Raw genomic sequence first — 19089 nt, 5'->3', positions numbered from 1 at the left:
CGGCCGCGGACCGGTTCATCCGGCCCTCGCCGCCCGCCGCTCGCCGGCGCGGCGGAAGAGTTCGGCCCGCAGCTCCCCGAGCCCTTCGCCGGTCGCCGCCGAGACGACGTGGCAGTCGGGGAACTCGACCCGCAGCACCGCCGCGTCGTCGGGAGCGAACCGGTCGCACTTGTTGAACACCATGATCCGCGGCGGGCGTGGCTCGTCGAGGATCTTGTCGAGCACCACGTCCACCGCCGTCAGGTGGCGGCGGAAGTCCGGGTCGGCGGCGTCGGTCACGTGCAGCAGCACGTCGGCCTCGATCGCCTCGACGAGCGTGCTGTGGAACGACGCGACGAGATGATGCGGCAGCTTGCGGATGAAGCCGACCGTGTCGGTCACCAGAACCACCTGCCGCTCGGGGCTCACCATCTGGCGGGTGGTCGAGTCGAGCGTGGCGAACAGCCGGTTCTCGACGAACACGTCGCTGCGCGTGAGGGCGTTGAACAGCGTGCTCTTGCCGGCGTTCGTGTAGCCGACGAGCGCGACGCGGAACTCGCGGCGGCGGCGGTGGCGCTGCGTCTCGCGCTCCTTCTCGACCGCGCGCAGCGCTTCCTTGAGCTTCGCGATGCGGTCGCGCACCAGCCGGCGGTCGGTCTCGAGCTGCGTCTCGCCGGGTCCGCGCGTGCCGATTCCGCCGGCCTGCCGCTCGAGGTGCTTCCACATGCCCATGAGGCGCGGCAGCGTGTACTCCAATTGAGCGAGTTCGACCTGCAGGCGCGATTCCCGCGTGCGCGCGCGGCGCGCGAAGATGTCGAGGATCAGCTCGGAGCGATCAATGACCTTGCACTGCGACGCCTTCTCGAGATTGCGGACCTGCGCCGGCGACAGATCGTCGTCGAAGATCGCCATCTCGGCGCCGGTCGTGCCGACGAGCTGCTTGAGCTCCTCGAGCTTGCCCTTGCCGATGAACGTGGCCGGATGCAGGTCGCCGCGCCGCTGCACGAGCGAGCCGAGCACGCGCGCGCCCGCCGTGTCGGCGAGCAGCGCCAGCTCCTCCATCGAGCGCTCGAGGTGCTCGCGGTCGCGTCCGGCGTGCCCGACCAGCACCGCCTTCTCCCAGCGCGGCGGGCGCGGGACCTCGTAGGGAGTCGCCTTCAATCGAGGGGCCCCACCTCGAGCTCGTACGAGCAGGGCGTCAGGTTCTCGAGCGTGCCGTCTGCGCGCACCGCGACCAGGTCCTCGATCCGGCAGCCCATGCCGCGCGAAGGGTAGTAAAGCCCCGGCTCGACCGACACCACGTGGCCGGGCTGGAGCGTCGTCGTGTTGCTCGGCGGCCCGCCGAGGCGCGGTCCTTCGTGCACCGCGAGCCCGACGCCGTGCCCGAGGCCGTGCACGTAGCCTTCCGTCGTGCTCGCGTCCTTGCGGAGGGTGGCGTGGCCCTGCCGCTCGAAGATGTCGCAGGTCATTTCCTGGTAGGAGCGGCACGGCTCGCCGGCCTTCATCGCGGCCATGACCTTGTCGAAGTTCTCGCGGCAGTCGGCGTACATCTTCTTCACCGCGTCGGGGGCCCTGCCGACGACGAACGTGCGGGTCATGTCGGTGTGGTAGCCGCCGCCGGCCTCGCCCGGGAAGATGTCCACGATGATCGTCTCCCCGCGCCGGATCGCCTCGCCGTCGTTGCCGCGATTGTGCGGCACGCCCGCGTCGCGGCCCATCGCCACGATGCTTTCGCCGTCCTCGGCCAACCGGTGCTCGGCGAACGTCCGGTGGATGAGCGCGCGCACGTGTCCGAGTCGGGCCACGTCGTTGACGCCGTCGGTCAGATGACCGTTCTTCGGCCTGAGCGAACCCAGGTACTTCGCGACCCGCTGCATGGCATCCACCACGCCGCGCGAACACCTGCGGATCGTTTCGAGTTCGCCGTCGTCCTTGGTCGCCATCGCCTCGGCGAGCACGTCCGGCTGGCGGCCGTCCACGACGATGGCCGGGGCGAGCCCGCGCAGGTGCGAGAGCATGGACCACGCGAAGCCGAGCGGCGCCTCGCCGGTGAACGCGACGCTGCCCTCGATCCGCATCTCACCCGCGAGCTTGGCGATCATGTTCGCGGACGCCTCGGCCTGCGAGTCGGCGCTCTTCAGCATGGCGAGGAAGCCGTGCTGCGAATAAGTGGACCAGTCGCCGCCCGACAGCGCGGCCTGGTCGCGCTCCATCGGGTCCACGACCAGGTGCGAGCGGCCATCGGCCGCGCGCAGGTAGAGGCCGTGATGGATCTTCTGACCCGAGCACCAGTACATCGCCGGGCTGTGGTGATCGTGCGCCAGCACGACGAGGCCGGCGAGGCCGCGCTCGCGCATGAGGCGGTCGAGATCGGTGCGCAAGAGGAGTCCTCCGAATCAGGGCGCGTCGCGGGACCGGAGCAGGTCGGACCGGGGGGCGCGGCGCACGGGACGGGCCGGACATGGTAGGCCACGAGCCGGGGGGCGGGAAAGGCAAGGAACGCCCGGGCCGGTCCGGATGCAAGGCTCGCCTCTCGCGCCCGCGGGGAGTCGCGCTTTCGCCCCCGCTACTCCTGTACCCACGCCTCCGAGCGCTCACCCCTGCGGCCGCCGCCCACGCGGCGGCCGATCAGGACCACGGCCATGCCGAAGACGAAGCCGCCGATGTGCGCCCACCAGGCCACGCCGCCGCCCGAGGCGCCGATGGACAGCGTGCCGGTGAAGATCTGGATCACGAACCACAGTCCCAGCACCAGCAGCGCGGGCAGCGCGACGATCTGGAAGAACACGAAGATCGGCACCAGCGTCACCACTCGCGCGCGCGGAAACAGCACGCCGTAGGCGCCGAGGACCGCGGCGATCGCGCCGCTGGCGCCGACGGTGGGAACGGGCGAGCCGAGGTTGAAGACCAGGTGCACCGCGGCCGCGGTGAAGCCACCCGCCAGGTAGAACAGCAGGAACTTCCAGTGGCCGAGGCTGTCCTCGACGTTGTCGCCGAAGATCCACAGGTACCAGAGGTTCCCGAGCAGGTGAATCCAGCCGCCGTGCAGGAACATGGAGGTGAACGCCGTCGCCAGGGTCGGGGCGAGCGGTTCCGCGCCCGCGAACGCGTACGAGAAGCGCAGCGGCACGAGGCCCCACCACTGCACGAACGCGCCGAGCGCTCCGCCGAGCGAAAGCTCGAAGACGAACGCGACGACGTTGACGGCGATCAGCGTGCGCGTCACGACCGGGACGCTTTGCGAAGGATTGTCGTCGCGCAGCGGAATCATGGGTGAGGCAAGGTACCGCGAACCGGACGCATCGCGCGACCGTGCGCTTCGCACGCACGGTTGACGCTCCCCGGACAGGCTCCTATCCTTCGCGGCACTGCTGACGGTCGCCTCTGAATCGCCGCGCGCCGCGCCGCATCAATTGCCGGCGACGAGAGGTTTCGAACCCCTTCCTTCCTGTCGGGAGTTGCCATGTCCAGCGCGCCTGCGGTCAACGACACGAATTTCGACGCCGAAGTGCTCAAGTCGAGCACGCCTGTCCTGGTGGATTTCTGGGCCCCGTGGTGCGCCCCGTGCCGCGCCGTCGCGCCGACGGTGGACGCGATCTCGAAGGAGTTCGCGGGCAAGCTGAAGGTGGTCAAGCTCAACACCGACGAGTCGGGAGAAGTGGCGATGAAGTACTCGGTCACGTCCATCCCGACCCTCATGGTCTTCAAGGGAGGCGAGATGGTCGAGCGCGTGCTCGGCAACCGCTCGAAGGCGGACCTCGTCTCCATGGTGTCGCGCCACCTGTAGACTGTCCCCGGCGGTCCGGCGATCGCAATGCGACGCCGGGCCGCCGGACGTCTCCAGGACGCGATCCTTCGCTCGCACGAAGGGAACCCGGCCCGCGGGGAAGCCCGCGGGCCGTCGTTTTCCGGAGTGACCGTGCGGGCGGCGAACCGCGGCTCTCCCGGGCGGAAGGCCCGGGTCAGCCCGCCGCGGCGACCAGGGCGAGGGCGCGCGGCAGCCGTTCGGCCACGTCGCCGGCGGAAAGGCCGACGGGGCCGACGTCGGCGGCGGCGAGATCGCCGGCAAGCCCGTGCGCGAAGACCGCGAGGCGCGCCGCGTCCCAGGGCGGCAGCTTCTGCGCGAGCAGCGCCGCGATCGCGCCGGTGAGCACGTCTCCCATGCCGGCGGTCGCCATGCCCGGATTGCCCGTCGGGTTCACGCACGCTCCGCCTTCGGCGTCGGCGACCACGGTCGGAGCGCCCTTGAGCACCAGCACGCACCCCCAGCGCCGCGCCCACTCGCGGGCGGCGTCGATGCGCCGCGCTTCGAGAGCCGCGGGGGATTCGCCGGTGAGGCGTGACATCTCCCCGAGGTGGGGCGTCAGGACGCGCGGCGCGCGCGAGCCGCGCAGCATCGCCGCGAGATCGCCGTCGGGGGGTGCGAACGCGTTGAGTCCGTCGGCGTCGAGCACGACCGGCAGCTCGAGCTTCGGCAGCAGCAGGTGCGCGAGCCGGACCGCGTCGCCGTGGCGCGAGAGCCCCGGGCCGACCGCGACCGCGTCGCAGCGCGAGGCTTCGGCGAGAATGCGCGGCAGCGCCGTGGCGGTGAGCGAGCGATGCACGCCTTCGCCGCACGCGACGGGCATCTGCTCGACGAGGTGCGAGGCGAGCACGTCGCACAGGCTCGCGGGCGCTGCGACACGCACGTAGCCGGCTCCCGCGCGGCTCGCGGCGCGAGCGGCCAGCACCGGCGCGCCGATCATGCCCTGCGCGCCGCCCACGACCAGGACGCGGCCGGCGGCGCCCTTGTGCGCGCGCGGGTCGCGGTGCGGGCCGAGGCCCGCGAGGGTCGCCGCTTCGGCCAGCTCGACGCCCTGCACGCCGGCTTCCCGGGGCGCGAGGAGGCCGATGTCCACGACCTCGAGCTCGCCGCGGTGCGAGCGGCCCGGGAACAGGAAATGTCCGCGTTTGGCGTGCCCGAACGTCACCGTCAGGTCGGCCTGCACCGCCGCTCCGGCCGCCGCTCCGGTGTCGGCCGAGACGCCCGTCGGCAGGTCCACGGCGACGATGCGCGTGCGGGTTCGGCGCAGCAGGTTCAGCGCCCCGCACGCGGTCGCGATGGCGCCGCGCGGCTCGCCGGTGGCGCCCGTTCCGAGCAGCGCATCGAGCGCGAAATCCCAGCGGTCGGCGCCGCTCACGAGGTCCGCGACCCCCGCGTCGTCGCCCACGAACCACGGCCGCAGCCCGGCGGATTCGAGCTTTGCCAGATGCGCGGCCGCGTCGCCGCGCACCGCCTCGCGCGCCGCGAGCACGCCGACGCCGACGCGCGCGCCCATGCCCGCCAGGTGGCGCGCCGCCACGAGGCCGTCGCCGCCGTTGTTGCCCGGCCCGCACAGCACCAGCACGCGCAGCGCGAGCGGCGAACCGAAGCGGCGCCGCAGCGCCTCGGCGACGCCGCGGCCGGCGCGCTCCATGAGCGTCCCGCCGGGCACGCCGCCGGCGATGGTCGCGGCGTCCAGCGCCCGCATCTCGGCGGCGGTCAGCAGCAGCATGGGGTCACGCGTGGGACCGGTTCGGCGGGCCCGGGCGGAGAAGCGCCCGGCGACGCCTTCGCCGGCGGCCGTCAGTGCCGCCGGCCACGCGCCCGGGCGTCGCCCGCGAGGTCGCGCTTCAGCACCCGCGCGTACTCCGCGTCGCGCTCGACCCGCGCGAGCAGGTCGGGGTCGGAGGACAGGAACGGCAGGTCGAACAGCTCCGGTTCGGCTTCCTGGATGGTGTAGATGTGCTCCTGCTCGTGCCGCTGGAACTGGCTCGCGCGCTCGAGATTGTCGAACGACTTGCCGGGCAGGAAGCGCTCGTTGAAGACGTCGTAGACGTAGACGTGGATCTTCTCGTCCGCCTTCGCGCCGTCCGGGGGCGGATACACCTTCACGCGGGCCGCGCGCACCTTCGCTGACGACATCCGTTCTCCTTTCCCGTTCAGGCCGCCGGGGAGGCGGTCCCGTTGAGCGTATCCACGATCCGCACCAGCTCGAGCAGGTCGTTGATGTCGTAGTCCGCGCCCGAAACCTGCGTGTCGAAGGTGTCCCCGTAGCGCGCGAACACGGTCTTCATTCCGAGGCCCTTGGCGCCCACCACGTCGCGCTCGGCCCAGTCGCCGATCATCATCGCCTCGCGCGGCTCGATCCCGAGCCGCTGCAGCACCTCGCGGAACGGCGCGGGCGCGGGCTTGCGCTCGCCGGTGTCGTCGAACGTGACGACCGCGTCGAAGACGTGCTGCAGCCCGAGGCCGCAGAGCCGCAGCCAGACCTGCAGCCGCGGCGCGTCCGACACGACGCCCAGCTTGATGCCGCGCCGCACCAGTTCGAGCAGCGTCATCTGCGCGTGCGGGTAGGGCACCAGCGCGGACTCGCGCGCGCGGCGGTAGGCGACGATGCCGGAGGCGAGGATCTTGGGGTCCACCTCGCCGAACTCGCGCTCGAGCAGCTCGTCGAAGACGCGCTGGAACTCGAGGCCCTTCTCGTCGTACACGGACGCGACCCGTTCGCGCAGGGCGGCCGGAGAAATGCGGAAACCGGCGTCGATCATGCCGTCAATGGCCGCGGTGATCGCCGCCTCCTTCATGCGCATGAAGTCCGTGAGGGTGTTGTCGAGATCGAAGACGATCGCCCGGATCACGCGTTTCGCGCCCCGCTCCCCGCTCACTTGGTGGACTGGCCCACCGTCCGGCCCAGGCTGATCTCGCCATTGTCGATGCGCACGTTGAACCCGCACCCCGGGTTGCTGCAAACCCACGCCTTGTAGGTGATGGGCGCGCCGTCACGCCCGTAGTCCGACAGCGGAAGCAGCACGCCCTTGCCGCACTTGCTGCAGGCCGGAAACTCGTTCATCCCATGCCCCCCTCCCCGTGCCGACCGCAGGGCGCGATCGCGCATCGGCATTTTCGGCCGCCCCCCGGATCGAGTCCAGCGCTTTGTCGGCACGCGGCGCCGCATGCGGCAGGACGGCTCGCATCGGCGAACGCCGCTCGCTCCGGACACCGGCTCCCGAGCGCGGCGGAAAGGCCCCGCCGCGATGAAGACGGCCTGCGTTGCGACGAACGCGGCACGACGCGGCGCTTTGGGCTCGCCGGCCCGTGGCGTGGCGGGATAAACTCGTCGCCGCCTGTCTCGACTTCCCCCGTGGTCCGAGCTCCGAGGTCCATCCCGTTGGCGAAGGCGCGCGTCCTGTTCCTCCGATTTCGACTGTTCCTCGTGCTCGCGGCGCCGGCCCTGTCGTGGGCCGCCCCGGCGCACGCGGTGCTGGACGTGGAGAACCGCGGGCCGACGCTGTCGGCCGGCGCCTTCGCGATGCGGGTGACGAACATCGGCAGCCTCGGCAATCCGTTCTTCGAGCAGGGCCGGTCGTTCGACCCGTCCTTCGAGTACCCGCGCGGCAGCGGCAACGAAGGCCTCAAGCACGCCGACCTGTGGGTCGGCGCGCGCGTGCCGTCGCTCGGGACCTACCGCGTCTCGGGCGGTCCGCTGCTGGAGTGGCGGCCGACGCTGGATCCGCAGGACCGCGTGCGCACCGCCTTCGGCGGGCAGTTCGGGGCGCAGCCGTTCGTGGACGACGACGGCGACGGCCGCGTGGACGAGGAGGTTCTCAACGGTCGCGACGACGACGGGGACGGCGAGCGCGACGAGGACCTGGGCATTTCGGCGGCGCAGGATCTGTACGCCGAGTACGTGGACGACCGTCCGGAGGCGGTGGCGTACGGCTACCCGGGCGGCGAGTCGCACGTGCCCATGCACCTGGACGTGAAGCAGGAGGCGTTCACCTGGTCCATCCCGGGCTACGACCGCATCGCCGGGGTGCGGTTCACGGTCACGAACCACGGCGTCGAGACGCTGGAGGAGGTGCGGCTCGGGCTGCTGGCCGATCTCGACTCGCGCGGCCCGGGGCAGGCGGGCGGCCACCTGAACGACCGCGTCGGCACCGAACGCTACGAGGTGCTCTACAACGACGGCGTCTCCTCCGTGCCCAGCTTCAACGCCGGCTACTACGGCGGCGACTACATCCCCTGGTCGAAGCCGTGCATCGGCTCGCTCTCGGGCGAGTGGCCGGTGGTGTTCGACGGCGTGGACCCGACGCTGCCCGCCTTCGGCGTGCTGCCGCTGCGGCACAGCCTCGATCCGATGGGTGTGCTGCGAAAGTCCGGCCTGCTCGATTTCACCTACGACCCGTACGTGAACGGGCTCGGGTCGTTGTCGTTCCGCTACTCGCTGGTGGCGATGGAGCTGCCGCCGGGCGAAGGCGGGCCGCCGATCTTCGATCCCGACCGCTACGAGCTGCTGGCCGGCCGCTGGCCGGGCCCGCGCGACCTGAACGCCGCCCACGACTGGGGCGTGATGATCTCGTGCGGGCCGTTCCCGAAGATGCCGCCGGGGCAGTCGTACTCGTTCGACGTGGCGTTCGTCTGCGGCCCCGACCGCGATTCGGTCGCGAGCGGTTTCGCCCGCGCCGTGAGGCTCGAGCGCGGCAACTGGGTGAACCTCCAGCCGGACACCTCGCAGTCGCTCGTCGGCCAGATGGCGGTGGGCCGGAGCGGCTTCACGGGCCACGAGACCTGCTTCGAGGCGCCGCCGGGCGTGCGGGTCGTCTTCGATCCCAACTGCTGGCAGAAGTTTCCGCAGCACGGCCAGTACATGGAGCCGCCGGCCGAAATCACCGACGCTCTCGAAACGGTGATGCCGCACGGCAGCTGCCTGTGGGTGGACGCGGACTGCGACGAGTGCACCGGGTTCGGCGGCAACGAGACGCAGGCCCACTGGGCGGATCCGGCCTCGGTGCCGCCGGCGCCCGCCTACCGCGCGGTGGCGGCCGACCACGCGGTGACCGTGCAGTGGGACAACTCGCCGGAGGTGCTCGTCCGGGCGCCGGTGGCGCCCGGGGTGACGTCCTCGCCGGTGACGTTCAAGGGCTACAACCTCTACCGGCTGTCGGACTGGCGCCGAAAGCAGCTGCTGCCCGGGCCCGAGAGCTTCCAGCTGATCGCCTCGTTCGGGCTCGACACGCTCAACGGCGAGCAGGCGCTCGCGCAGGCGACGGATTCGACCGTGGACTGGAGCCGGATCACGTTCGGGGCGAAGCAGTACCCGATCGGGCGCTACCACTTCACCGACACCCGGGCGCTGAACGGATTCGACTACCTCTACGTCGTGACCACGGTGGGCGAGCGCTCGGTGCAGCTGACACCGACGCTCCGGGTGACGCAGCGCTTCGAGAGCCCGATCGTGAGCGCGCTGGACTCGCTCGTCTCTCCGCGCGCGGAGGCGCAGGCGGGCGGCGGCGTGTGGGTCGTCCCGAACCCGTACCGCGCGGGCGTCGCGTGGGATCGTCCGGCGATCGCGGGCGACCCCTTCGGCCGGCACCTCGACTTCATGGGAATGCCGCGCGCGCCGAGCCGGCTCAAGGTCTTCACCGTCTCGGGCGACCTGGTGTGGGAGACCGATCACGACGGACGTTCCGGCGCGGGCGAGGTGCGGTGGAATCTGATCTCGCGCAACGGGCAGGACGTCGAATCGGGCATCTACGTCTTCAGCGTGGACTCGCCGCTCGGCCATCAGGTCGGACGCTTCGTCGTCATCCGATGAGACGCCTGCGGGGATTCCTGGCGCTCGGCGCGATCGCCCTCGTGGCGACCCTCGCGGCCTGCAGCCGAAAGCACGCCGTCGCGCCGCCGCCGCCGGTGGCGCCCGCGGTCGTCACCGTGCAGCCGCCCGCCCGATCGGCGGGCTACGCCTACGACGGGCAGATCTGGGCGCGCTTCGATCGCGCCCTCGACGCCGGAACCGTGGACACCACGACCGTCTTCCTCAAGCAGGACACGAAACGGATCCCGTGCACGGTCGCCTACGAGCCGGGCAGCCGGCGCATCGTGATCGCGCCCCGCACGCCGCTCGCGCTCGGCACCACCTACACGGTCGTCCTGTCCACGCGCATCGTCGGCAAGGACGGCGCGGCCCTGGCGGCGGACTACTTCTGGCAGTTCTCGACCTCGAGCATCCGTCGCCCGGTGTACCTGAATCCGGTGCCGGGCGAGATCGCGACCCGCGTCGCGATGCTGAGCTGGTCGAGCGAGAGCGCCGTGCCCGGAACGCTCGTCTTCGACGTCCATGCGGGCGACGACTCGCTCGCCGTGCTCGCCCGCACGGCGCCGCTCCTGTATCGCGGCCCCAACGCCTTCTGGCTGCCGAGGACCGAGTGGCCGGCGGGCCGGCGCGTCTTCTGGGCGTTGACGACCACCAACTCCGTCACGGGCGAGCGGTACGACTCGCCGGTCGCCGGCTTCGACGTCGTGCCGGACGACCTGCCGACGCACGTCGTGAACGTCCCGGCGCTCGAATGGGGCGGAAGTCAGCTGGGAAGCGCCACGCAGTTCTGCACGCAGAGCTACATTCCCGCCGGCTCCATCTACCGCAACGCGGTCCGCTTCGACCTCGATCCGGCCCGCCAGGGCAACCGGGTGAAGAGCGCGCGGCTCGTCATGTACGCGCAGAACAACGCCGGCGTGACGCCCTTCGTGTCCGCGTGGGCGTGCTCGCCCACCTGGGTCGCGTGCGCCTTCTCGTCCTCGGCGCCTCCGTACCAGGACACCAGCGGCGCGCTCGCGACGGCGACGTTCGGGTCGGCGCAGAGCGAGATGAACTGGAGTTCGGTGGCGCTCGCCGCGTGGGCCGAGGGCATGCTCCGGCGCGGGGACTTCTCGGGACTCATGTTCACCAACTCGTCCACCACCTCCCTGCGGATCAACACGAACTCCACCTTCTGGCCGCGGCCCGTCCTCGAACTCACCGTTTACGACTGAGCGGACCGCCGCCGGAGATGACAAGCGGACGTGAGGACTGGGACCTTCCCGCGAAACGCGCTTGACCGCGCGACGCGTGAGGACCGAAAACTTCCCCGACCATGCGCGCCACTCCAGACCCGCGATCGTTTCGCGTCGCCCGCCCGCTCCTCGCCCTCGCCGCCGCCGTCCTGCTCGCCGTCAGCGGCGCGGGACAGGCTTCCGCGCAGCTGCTCAAGCCATGGGTGCCGCCGGGAGACTCGCTGATGCGCGACGTCACGACGGCGCGCATGCGGTTCATGCGCCAGCAGGGCGATTCGGTGGGAGGCGACAACTACCTGCCTTACGACGACGTCGGCCGGCTGGCCCGCAAGTTCCTGCGCTCGATCGGGCGGCAGAACTTCCTGCAGGCGCGCGCCATCGAGGCGACCCTCGATTCGCTCGGCTTCGACACCGAGGTGTCGGTGGATCCGAAGCTGCCCGGGGTCGTGCTGCTGCTGGTGCGCAACCCGTTCAGGATCTCCTCGGACGGCGTCGGCTTCCTCTTCTGGAACGTCGGCGACGAACTGCGCATGCAGGGCGCCAGCTTCCCGCCCGCGCGCGACGTGCAACTGCGGACCTGGTTCACTTCGCGGCCGGCGTCGCCGTACGAGGCGTGCGTGATCTTCACCACCCGCGGCTCGCCGCCGCGCGCGTCGCTCAAGCTGTTCCGCATGGGCGCGGACGGCCGCTTCTGGAGCCTCGTCCAGTACGAGGGCAACGCCCCGGACTTCGGCGACCGGGCGCAGCTCTCGTTCGTGGACGCCAATCTCGACGGCCGGCCCGAGATCGTGTCGTACCACCCGGTGGTGGACGACACGTTCTTCGTCATCCGCTCGGGCGCGCCGCCGATCGTCAACGAGTTCCTGTACACCGAGCGACCCGAGGGTTTCGTGCTGCACGACGCGCGCACCGTGCCGGGTCCGGTCGAGACGCTGCGCCTGTTCGCGATGCACCTGGCCTCGCCCGAACCCGAACGGGCGAAGTTCTTCCTGCGTGACCCGGACCGCTACCCGGAGGCTCTCGCGAACGGCTGGACGCGCCTGCGCGGGCGCGACGCCTGGACGGTCGAGTACGGCGAGGCCGACGAAGCGTGGCCGGAGTGGCTCGAGGTCCGCACCGCCTCGCCGGGCGGGGCGAAGCGCTGGATCTTCCGCTTCTACATCGAGGACGGCCGCTGGGTGGTCCGCGACTGGAAGCCCGTGGTCGAGAACCCGGCGCCCGGCGCCTCGCGCGGCGCGCCGCCTTCGGCCGCGCCGGCCGGTCCGCGCCACGGCGCGCCGGCGGACACCTCGCGGGCGGGTCGCCGATGAGCGCGGCCCGCCGCGCGCGCGGCGCGGCCGCCATCGCGGCGCTGCTCGGGCTGGCGATGGCCGGCTCCGGGTGCGACCGCACACCGAGCCTGGTCCCCGCGGGCGCCGACAGCATCCGGGCGAACCCCGACACGCTCGCGATCCTCGCGCGCGCGGCCGCCTCGCGCTGGGACGCGGGCGACGACGAACAGGGCTCCGCGCTCAGCGCGCGCGTCGTGCTCGAGGCGCTGCGCCTGCGGCCGAACGCGCCCTGGCCCGAGCGCTCGCGGGCGCTGCTCGATTCGCTGGGCGTCTCGGCCGAGGTGAGCGGCGACGACCGCCTGGTCGTCGTCAACATGTTCTCGCGCGCCAGCGGCGGCGACGCTTCGTACCCGTACCTGTTCTGGCGCGACGGCGGCCCGCACATGCAGCCGCTGGAAACGCAGGACCTGCGGCTGGTGGCGGTCACCGCGCGCGGCTTCGACTCCGGCGCCGAGGCCGGCGACTCCGCGCGGGCCGCCGTGCTCTGGGGCCGGCGGGTGAGTTCCGGCCAGCAGCCGCTGCTCATGGTCTGGCGGCACGCCAAGGGCGGCCGCTGGGATCTCGCCCAGACGCTCGGCGCCGACTCGCTCGGCGGCGTCGGCACCGGCGAGTTCTCGGGCGCCGACACGAGCCTCGCGCTCACCACGCGCACCTACCGGCCGACGCCGTTCTTCGACGAGTGCCCGACCTGTCCTCACGTCTTCCACGAACGGCGATTCGCCTGGCGACCCGCCGGATTCGTGCGCACCGACGACCAGATCGTGCCTTCGCCCTACGTGGCGTTCACCTCGTTCGTCGCGGCGCTGGTCGCCGACGACCGCGACCTGGCCTCGCGCTTCGCGACCGATCCGTCGCTGGTGGACTTCGCGCGGCGCTACGAGTGGAACCAGTCGGCTCGCGGGCGCTGGCGCGTCGCGCCCGGGACCGCCGACGGCACGACCTCGATGGTGTTCCTGCGCGGCGCCAGCGAGGCCTTCCGCGTCGCGTTCGAGCCGCGCGACGGCGACTGGGTCGTCGCCGGCTTCGAGCCCACCACGGCGCCGATCGAGTAGCGCGCCCGGCCGCGCCGGCGCGGCGCACTTCCCGCTGGACTCCGGCGCGTCCGGACCGGATACTGCCCATGCGTGCAGTCACGGTTCGCCGCTCCGGGGGAACGCCGTCCCATGCAGGCCCGTCCGACCCACTTTCTCGTCGAGGAATCCCGCGAGCGCGGCGCGCTCGCGCGCTGGCTGGAGGACTACGCGGACCGCCGCGACAACCGCGGCGCGCTGGTTCACCGGCACACGCTGCCGGCGCGCCCGGCGCGCTTCGGCGAACTGCTGCCCGCGCTGCCGGCGCCGCTCGCGGCGGCGCTCGGCGCGCGCGGCATCGAGCGGCTGTACACGCACCAGGTGCGCGCGATCGAATCGCTGCGCGCCGGGCACGACACGGTCGTGGTCACCGGCACCGCGAGCGGCAAGAGCCTGTGCTTCCACCTGCCCGCGCTCGAAACGCTGATGCTCGAACCCGGGGCGACCGCGCTCTACCTGTTTCCGACCAAGGCGCTCGCCCAGGACCAGCTCAGGAGCCTCACGCGCCTCGCCGCCGGCGACCTCGCGGTGACCGGGGCGCTGCTCGCCGGCGTCCACGACGGCGACACCGCCGCGCCGACCCGCCGCCGCCTGCGCGAGCAGGCCAACGTGATCCTCTCGAACCCCGACATGCTGCACGCGGGCATCCTGCCGCAGCACGCGAAGTGGGCGCGTTTCCTGCGCTCGCTGCGCTACGTCGTGGTGGACGAGGCGCACGCCTACCGCGGCATCTTCGGCAGCCACGTCGGGAACGTGCTGCGAAGGCTCGAGCGGCTCGTGCGCCACTACGGCGGGGACTTCCGTTACGTGCTGTGCAGCGCGACCATCCGCAACCCGCGCGAGCTGGCGGAAGCGCTGACCGGGCGCGAGGTGGTCGTGGTGGACGACGACGGCGCGCCACGCGGCGCGAAGCACTTCGCGTTCTGGAACCCGCCCTTTCGCGACGAGACGCGCGTCGAGCGCCGCTCCTCGAACGTCGAGGCGTGCGGGCTCGTGTCCGGCCTCATCGAGCGCGGCGCGCAGGTCATCGCCTTCACCAAGTCGCGGGTCTCGGCCGAGCTCGTCTACCGCTACACGAAGGAACAACTCGAGCGCTCGGGCGCGCGGCTGCCCGGCGAGGGCGACGCGCCCGCGGGGATGCGGCCGGCGCCGCTGCACGAGCGGCTGCGGCCGTATCGCGGCGGCTATCTGCCCGAGGAACGCCGGGCGATCGAGAAGGCGCTCTTCGAGGGCGAGCTGCGGGGCGTGATCAGCACCAACGCCCTCGAGCTCGGCATTGACGTCGGCGGACTCGACGCCGCGGTGCTGATCGGCGCGGCGCCGACGCTCGCCAGCATCTGGCAGCAGGCCGGCCGCGCCGGGCGCAGCGGGACGGACAGCCTGGTCGTGCTCGTCGCCTACAACGACACCGTGGACCAGTACCTCATGCGGCGGCCCGAGTACTTCTTCGGCCGCTCGCCCGAGGCCGCGTGCATTGATCCGCACAACCCCTACATCCTCGCGCAGCAGCTGGCGTGCGCGGCGTACGAACTGCCGATCGCTCCCGGCGACGAGGCCGCGTTCGGCCCGCAGACCCGCGACGTGCTGGCGGCGCTCGAGGACGCGGGCGAGACGCGGACGATCGACGGGCGCGCGTACTGGGCGAGCAGCGGGTTCCCCGGCGCGAAGGTGTCCTTGCGCACGATGAGCGACGACACCTACACCATCGTGGACGGCACGCGGGGCAACGCCGCGATCGGCAACGTGGACGCGATCAGCGGCCTCGAGCTCGTGTACCCGGACGCGATCTACCTGCACGAGGGCGGGAGCTGGTGGGTGCGCTCGCTCGACCTCGAGCAGAAGGTCGCGGTCGTCGAGCCGCGCGAAGCCGACTACTACACGCAGCCGGTGCTCGACACGAACATCCGCGTGCGCGGCGACCTGCAGAAGCGCGCCTGGGGCGGCGAGCAGGTCACGTTCGGCGAGCTGACCTACTCGTGGCAGACCATCGCGATGAAGAAGATCCGTTTCCGCTCGCTCGACGCGATCGGCTACCACCCGCTCGAGCTTCCGCGCCTGACGCTCGAGACCGCCGGGTTCTGGCTGGCGCCCGGGGAGGCGACGTGGAAGGCGCTCGCCGCCGCGGGCCACAACCCGTGGGAGGCGCTCTCGGGCGTGCGCAACCTGTTCGTCACGCTGTTGCCGATGATGGCCATGTGTGACCCCGTGGACCTGGGCGGCATGATCGACTCGTCGAACCTCGGCCGGCCGACGATCTTCGTGTTCGACCGCTACCACGGTGGACTGGGCTTCGCGGAGCAGGGCTTCGCGCGGCTGGACGAACTGGCCGGGGCCGCGCTCGCGCATCTCGCCGGCTGCCCGTGCGGCGACGGCTGCCCGGCCTGCGTCGGCACCCCCATTTACCGGCCGGCGCAGCAGCAGGATCTCGACGCGATGAAGAACGTGCGCGACATTCCCGGCAAGGATGCCGTCAGGGCCCTGCTGGAGCGCTGGCTGAAATGACCCGACGCGGAGGACGCACATGACCCCGAAGAAGAGGATCCAGTTCACCACGCTCATCGGCGCGCGCCCCGAGGCGGTCTGGAACACGATGCTGGGCCCCGGGAGTTACCGGGACTGGACCGCCTCGTTCGAGGAGGGCTCCTACTACGAGGGCTCGTTCGACCAGGGCGGGAAGATCCGCTTCCTCACGCCCGGCGGGCGGGGCATGGTCGCGCGCATCGCGACGAGCCGCCCGCCCGCGTACCTTTCCATCGAACACCTCGGTTTCGTCCAGGACGGGATCGAGGACACCACGAGCGACGCCGTGCGCGCCTGGGCGCCGGTGTTCGAGAACTACTCGTTCCGTGAGGTGGACGGCGCCACCGAGCTCGTGGTCGAACTGGACGTGACCGCCGACTTCGAGGATTACATGCAGGAGCGGTGGCCGAAGGCGCTGGTCCGGCTGAAGGAGCTCTGCGAAACGCCGGACGCCTGAGCGGTTCACGACTCCCCCCGGCGCGGGCCGCCGGCCACGCCCGCGCCGCGGGTCGCTTCGCCCGCGTCCGGCGAACGGCTATCCTGTGCGCCCCGCGCACGCCGACGGAGTCCGCGCGGCCCCCCTGCGAAGACCCGCCGAGGAGTCCCATGTCCGAGCACCCCGAGTGGCCGGTCGCGTTTTTCGACGACGACTACCTGCGCATCTACCGGCCGACCTTCACCGCCGAACGCACCGCCACCGAGGTCGCCTTCATCGAGTCGCTGCTCGGCGCCCCCGGCGGCGCGGCGCTGCTGGACCTCGCGTGCGGCTACGGCCGCCACGCGATCGGCATGGCGGGTCTCGGCTACCGGGTCACCGGACTGGACTTCAACCCGCAGTACCTCGCGATCGCCGAGGCGGAGGCGAAGGCCGCGGGCGCGACGGTCGCCTGGCGGACGGGCGACATGCGGGCGCTGCCGTTCGAGCGCGAGTTCGACGGCGCTTATTCGTTCTTCACCTCGTTCGGGTACTTCGGCGACGACGAGAACGAACAGGTGCTGGCCGGGGTGGCGCGGGCGCTGCGGCCCGGCGGGCGGTTCCTGCTCGACATGATGAACCGCGACTGGCTGCTGACCCACCCGGAGCAGCGGACCTGGACGCAGCGCGAGGACGGCTCGCTGTTCATGGAGGAGACCATCCTTGACCTGGCGTCCTCTCGCGTGGTCGCGCGGCAGCGGTTGATTGACGGACGCGGCGGGTCGCAGGTGACGAAGGAGTACTTCCTGCGCGCCTACACCTGCGCCGAGCTGACGTCGCTGCTGCGCCGCCACGGACTGCTCGTGAAGGAAGTCTGCGGCGGCACGGACCGCCGCGCGTACGACACCGAGGCGCACCGGCTGGTGCTCGTCTCGGAGCGGAGCGCCTGAGCGTGGCGGCCGGCGACGCGCTGCGCTCGCGTCTCGGCGAGTTGGTGCGCAGCCGGCGCGGCGGCGCCGGCGGGACGCCGGGCGGCAAGGGCGTCCCGCCGGCGCGCGGTGCGCGCGCACGGAGCGCCGCGGCGCGCGCGACGGGGGTCGAGGCCTTCCTGCCCGGCGGCGAGTGGCGGAACGAGCAGGGCGTGCCGGTGTTCGTGCACGAGCGGCTGCGTTCCGAGATCGAAAAGCCGCGCCCGCACTGGGCGCGACTGCCCGAGCCGCCGACGGGCGAGCCCGAACTGTCGGCGATCGCGGCGATGGGGCTCGAACGCATCCTGTTCCTGGACCTCGAGACCTGCGGGCTCGCCGCCGCGCCGGTCTTTCTCGCCGGCACGATGCACTGGAACGGAACGGATTTCGTCCTGCGTCAGTACTTCGCGCGCGACTACGCCGAGGAGCCCGCGCTGCTGGCGGCGGTGAGCGCGCAGGCGGGCGCCTTCGATCTGCTCGTCACGTTCAACGGCAAATCGTTCGACGTTCCGTTCCTGGCTTCGCGCGCGCTCACGCACGGCGTTCCGCTGACCCTGCCGCGCGCGCACTTCGACCTGCTGCACGCCTCGCGCCGGCGCTGGCGGCTCGAGCTTCCCGACTGCCGGCTGCAGACGCTCGAATCGAGGGTCTGCCGCCGCCGCCGCACCGGCGACGTGCCGGGCTCCGAGGTGCCGGGGCTCTACCACGACTACGTGAAGCGCGGCGACCCCTGGCGCCTGGTGCCTGTCTTTCACCACAACCTGCTCGACGTCATCACTATGGCCGACATCCTCTTCGCCCTGTGCGACGGGCGCGGGCCGCGGCCACCGAGGCGGTCCACCGCTCCGGCGCGCCAGGAGTGACCCCCACGGGCGGGTTCCCCACGGCCGCCCGGCGCCCCCCCCGACAGCCTCGACGGCGGAAACTCGGCCATTGACGGGCGCTCAAAGGGCACCGGATACTTGCGGCGCAGTTCGTCCATCCGTGGGCCGTCCCGTGCCGGGTCTGGTGCGCCAGTGACCGTTGCTGCGAATCTCTCCGAGTTGCCGTTGGCCGCGTCGCTCGTTCGCTCCATCGTCTGAGTCCGCCTCAGCAGGTCCGCCTGCTGAGGCATTCGTGTTAGGGCCCACGTCGTTTCACCAGCATCACCAGGAGGCGAGCGGAAGACCATGGCGACCGGGGAAGACAAGAGCATCACCTGCGTGGACTGTGGAGAGGAGTTCCTCTTCACCGCGAGCGAGCAGGCCTTCTACCGCGAACGAGGCCTGACGAACGAACCGACTCGCTGCAAGAGCTGTCGCGACCGCCGCAAGGCGAGTCGTGGCGCCGCCGGGGGTGGCGGCGGCGGCTACGGCGGTGGTGGTGGTGGTGGCTACGGGGGCGGGGGCGGCTACGGCCGTGGCGGCGGCGGCGGCGAGAAGCAGATGTATCCCGCGGTGTGCTCGAACTGCGGGCAGGACACGATGGTGCCGTTCCAGCCCACGGGCGGACGGCCGGTGCTGTGCCGTGACTGCTTCCAGGCCTCCAAGGGTGGCGGCGGTGGTGGTGGTGGCGGCGGCTACGGCGGTGGTGGCGCGAGGGGCGGCGGCAGGCCTCAGCGCTCGTCGGCCCCGGTGGGCCCGAGCGAAGGCCGCGTGCAGGGCGCCGTAAAGTGGTTCAACGACGCCAAGGGGTTCGGCTTCATCGCCAGCGACACGGGCGAGGACGTGTTCGTGCATTTCTCGGCCATCTCGGGGGACGGCTTCAAGTCGCTGGCCGAGGGCGACCGGGTCGAGTTCGACCTCGTTTCGGGACCGAAGGGCCGGCAGGCCGCCAACCTGATTCGCATCTAGCCCGACCTATTCATGAACCGTGAGCCGAGAGTGACGGATGCCCGTGAAGCGCAAGGAGCAGGGCTGGCCAGCGACGCAGTCGTGTCGGTGACACGTCGAGGAAGCTGGCCAGCCCTGCGACG

Annotated in this window: 17 protein-coding genes; 10 read left to right on the top strand and 7 right to left on the bottom strand. The window is 71.9% G+C overall.

The annotated features are described in order from the left end of the window. Nucleotides 1-15: 15 nt before the first annotated feature. The 3 genes from hflX to IT347_13885 all read right to left on the bottom strand — a co-directional run bounded on the left by hflX (nt 16) and on the right by IT347_13885 (nt 3250). On the bottom strand, nt 16-1140 hold the full coding sequence (gene hflX / locus IT347_13895; protein MCC6350673.1) for a GTPase HflX: 1125 nt from the start codon (nt 1138-1140) through the stop codon (nt 16-18). Further along, entirely contained in the window at nt 1137-2360 is a 1224-nt protein-coding gene (locus tag IT347_13890) for an aminopeptidase P family protein (protein ID MCC6350672.1), read from the bottom strand. Before IT347_13890 ends, hflX begins: the two co-directional genes overlap by 4 nt. A gap of 185 nt (nt 2361-2545) precedes the next feature. Further along, on the bottom strand, nt 2546-3250 hold the full coding sequence (locus IT347_13885) for a rhomboid family intramembrane serine protease (protein ID MCC6350671.1): 705 nt from the start codon (nt 3248-3250) through the stop codon (nt 2546-2548). 192 nt (nt 3251-3442) lie between these two features. Between IT347_13885 and trxA the strand changes: the two genes are divergently transcribed. Further along, nucleotides 3443-3766 (top strand): thioredoxin, encoded by a 324-nt coding sequence (gene trxA / locus IT347_13880; GenBank protein MCC6350670.1) that lies wholly within the window; start codon nt 3443-3445, stop codon nt 3764-3766. Nucleotides 3767-3941: 175 nt separating this feature from the next. Here the strand turns inward: trxA and IT347_13875 are convergent, their stop codons facing one another. The 4 genes from IT347_13875 to IT347_13860 all read right to left on the bottom strand — a co-directional run bounded on the left by IT347_13875 (nt 3942) and on the right by IT347_13860 (nt 6851). Then, the gene (locus IT347_13875) at nt 3942-5513 is read right to left on the bottom strand and encodes an NAD(P)H-hydrate dehydratase (GenBank protein ID MCC6350669.1); all 1572 of its coding nucleotides are present in this window, start codon (nt 5511-5513) and stop codon (nt 3942-3944) included. Nucleotides 5514-5584: 71 nt separating this feature from the next. Continuing rightward, nucleotides 5585-5923 (bottom strand): hypothetical protein, encoded by a 339-nt coding sequence (locus IT347_13870; GenBank protein ID MCC6350668.1) that lies wholly within the window; start codon nt 5921-5923, stop codon nt 5585-5587. 17 nt (nt 5924-5940) lie between these two features. Then, nucleotides 5941-6639, bottom strand: coding sequence for an HAD-IA family hydrolase (locus IT347_13865; GenBank protein MCC6350667.1), 699 nt, complete (start codon nt 6637-6639; stop codon nt 5941-5943). 23 nt (nt 6640-6662) lie between these two features. Next, nucleotides 6663-6851 carry a hypothetical protein gene (locus IT347_13860; GenBank protein MCC6350666.1) on the bottom strand — a complete coding sequence of 63 codons (189 nt, stop codon included), beginning with the start codon at nt 6849-6851 and terminating at the stop codon, nt 6663-6665. A gap of 318 nt (nt 6852-7169) precedes the next feature. On the opposite strand from IT347_13860, the gene IT347_13855 reads away from it, so the two are divergent. The 9 genes from IT347_13855 (at nt 7170) to IT347_13815 (ending at nt 18967) form a co-directional block, all read left to right on the top strand. Continuing rightward, nucleotides 7170-9596: a hypothetical protein gene (locus tag IT347_13855; protein MCC6350665.1), complete on the top strand. Its 2427-nt coding sequence runs from the start codon at nt 7170-7172 to the stop codon at nt 9594-9596. Further along, nucleotides 9593-10810, top strand: a complete 1218-nt coding sequence (locus IT347_13850) for an Ig-like domain-containing protein (GenBank protein MCC6350664.1) — start codon at nt 9593-9595, stop codon at nt 10808-10810. The genes IT347_13855 and IT347_13850 overlap by 4 nt, the downstream gene beginning before the upstream one ends. Before the next feature lie 101 nt (nt 10811-10911). Continuing rightward, nucleotides 10912-12141, top strand: a complete 1230-nt coding sequence (locus IT347_13845) for a hypothetical protein (GenBank protein ID MCC6350663.1) — start codon at nt 10912-10914, stop codon at nt 12139-12141. After that, entirely contained in the window at nt 12138-13214 is a 1077-nt protein-coding gene (locus tag IT347_13840) for a hypothetical protein (protein ID MCC6350662.1), read from the top strand. Before IT347_13845 ends, IT347_13840 begins: the two co-directional genes overlap by 4 nt. Nucleotides 13215-13325: 111 nt before the next feature. Beyond that, on the top strand, nt 13326-15734 hold the full coding sequence (locus tag IT347_13835) for a DEAD/DEAH box helicase (GenBank protein MCC6350661.1): 2409 nt from the start codon (nt 13326-13328) through the stop codon (nt 15732-15734). Between the two features lie 19 nt (nt 15735-15753). After that, entirely contained in the window at nt 15754-16209 is a 456-nt protein-coding gene (locus tag IT347_13830; GenBank protein MCC6350660.1) for an SRPBCC domain-containing protein, read from the top strand. A 149-nt stretch (nt 16210-16358) separates the two neighbouring features. Further along, complete coding sequence (locus IT347_13825; GenBank protein MCC6350659.1) at nt 16359-17117, top strand: class I SAM-dependent methyltransferase; 759 nt, start codon at nt 16359-16361, stop codon at nt 17115-17117. A gap of 2 nt (nt 17118-17119) precedes the next feature. Next, a complete protein-coding gene (locus IT347_13820; protein MCC6350658.1) occupies nt 17120-17998 on the top strand; it encodes a ribonuclease H-like domain-containing protein in 879 nt (292 codons plus the stop codon). A 600-nt stretch (nt 17999-18598) separates the two neighbouring features. Then, complete coding sequence (locus IT347_13815) at nt 18599-18967, top strand: cold shock domain-containing protein (GenBank protein MCC6350657.1); 369 nt, start codon at nt 18599-18601, stop codon at nt 18965-18967. The last annotated feature ends 122 nt before the right edge of the window (nt 18968-19089 follow it).

The sequence above is a fragment of the Candidatus Eisenbacteria bacterium genome, assembly GCA_020847735.1.
Classification (GTDB): domain Bacteria; phylum Eisenbacteria; class RBG-16-71-46; order RBG-16-71-46; family RBG-16-71-46; genus CAIXRL01.
This window is presented reverse-complemented; position numbering and strand designations above follow the sequence as displayed.

Bases quoted from the DNA above. Each gene is read 5' to 3' on its own strand.
- IT347_13885 (MCC6350671.1), bottom strand. From the start codon at position 3,250: ATGATTCCGCTGCGCGACGACAATCCTTCGCAAAGCGTCCCGGTCGTG.
- trxA (MCC6350670.1), top strand. From the start codon at position 3,443: ATGTCCAGCGCGCCTGCGGTCAACGACACGAATTTCGACGCCGAAGTG.
- IT347_13875 (MCC6350669.1), bottom strand. From the start codon at position 5,513: ATGCTGCTGCTGACCGCCGCCGAGATGCGGGCGCTGGACGCCGCGACC.
- IT347_13870 (MCC6350668.1), bottom strand. From the start codon at position 5,923: ATGTCGTCAGCGAAGGTGCGCGCGGCCCGCGTGAAGGTGTATCCGCCC.
- IT347_13860 (MCC6350666.1), bottom strand. From the start codon at position 6,851: ATGAACGAGTTTCCGGCCTGCAGCAAGTGCGGCAAGGGCGTGCTGCTT.
- IT347_13850 (MCC6350664.1), top strand. From the start codon at position 9,593: ATGAGACGCCTGCGGGGATTCCTGGCGCTCGGCGCGATCGCCCTCGTG.
- IT347_13845 (MCC6350663.1), top strand. From the start codon at position 10,912: ATGCGCGCCACTCCAGACCCGCGATCGTTTCGCGTCGCCCGCCCGCTC.
- IT347_13840 (MCC6350662.1), top strand. From the start codon at position 12,138: ATGAGCGCGGCCCGCCGCGCGCGCGGCGCGGCCGCCATCGCGGCGCTG.
- IT347_13835 (MCC6350661.1), top strand. From the start codon at position 13,326: ATGCAGGCCCGTCCGACCCACTTTCTCGTCGAGGAATCCCGCGAGCGC.
- IT347_13830 (MCC6350660.1), top strand. From the start codon at position 15,754: ATGACCCCGAAGAAGAGGATCCAGTTCACCACGCTCATCGGCGCGCGC.
- IT347_13825 (MCC6350659.1), top strand. From the start codon at position 16,359: ATGTCCGAGCACCCCGAGTGGCCGGTCGCGTTTTTCGACGACGACTAC.
- IT347_13815 (MCC6350657.1), top strand. From the start codon at position 18,599: ATGGTGCCGTTCCAGCCCACGGGCGGACGGCCGGTGCTGTGCCGTGAC.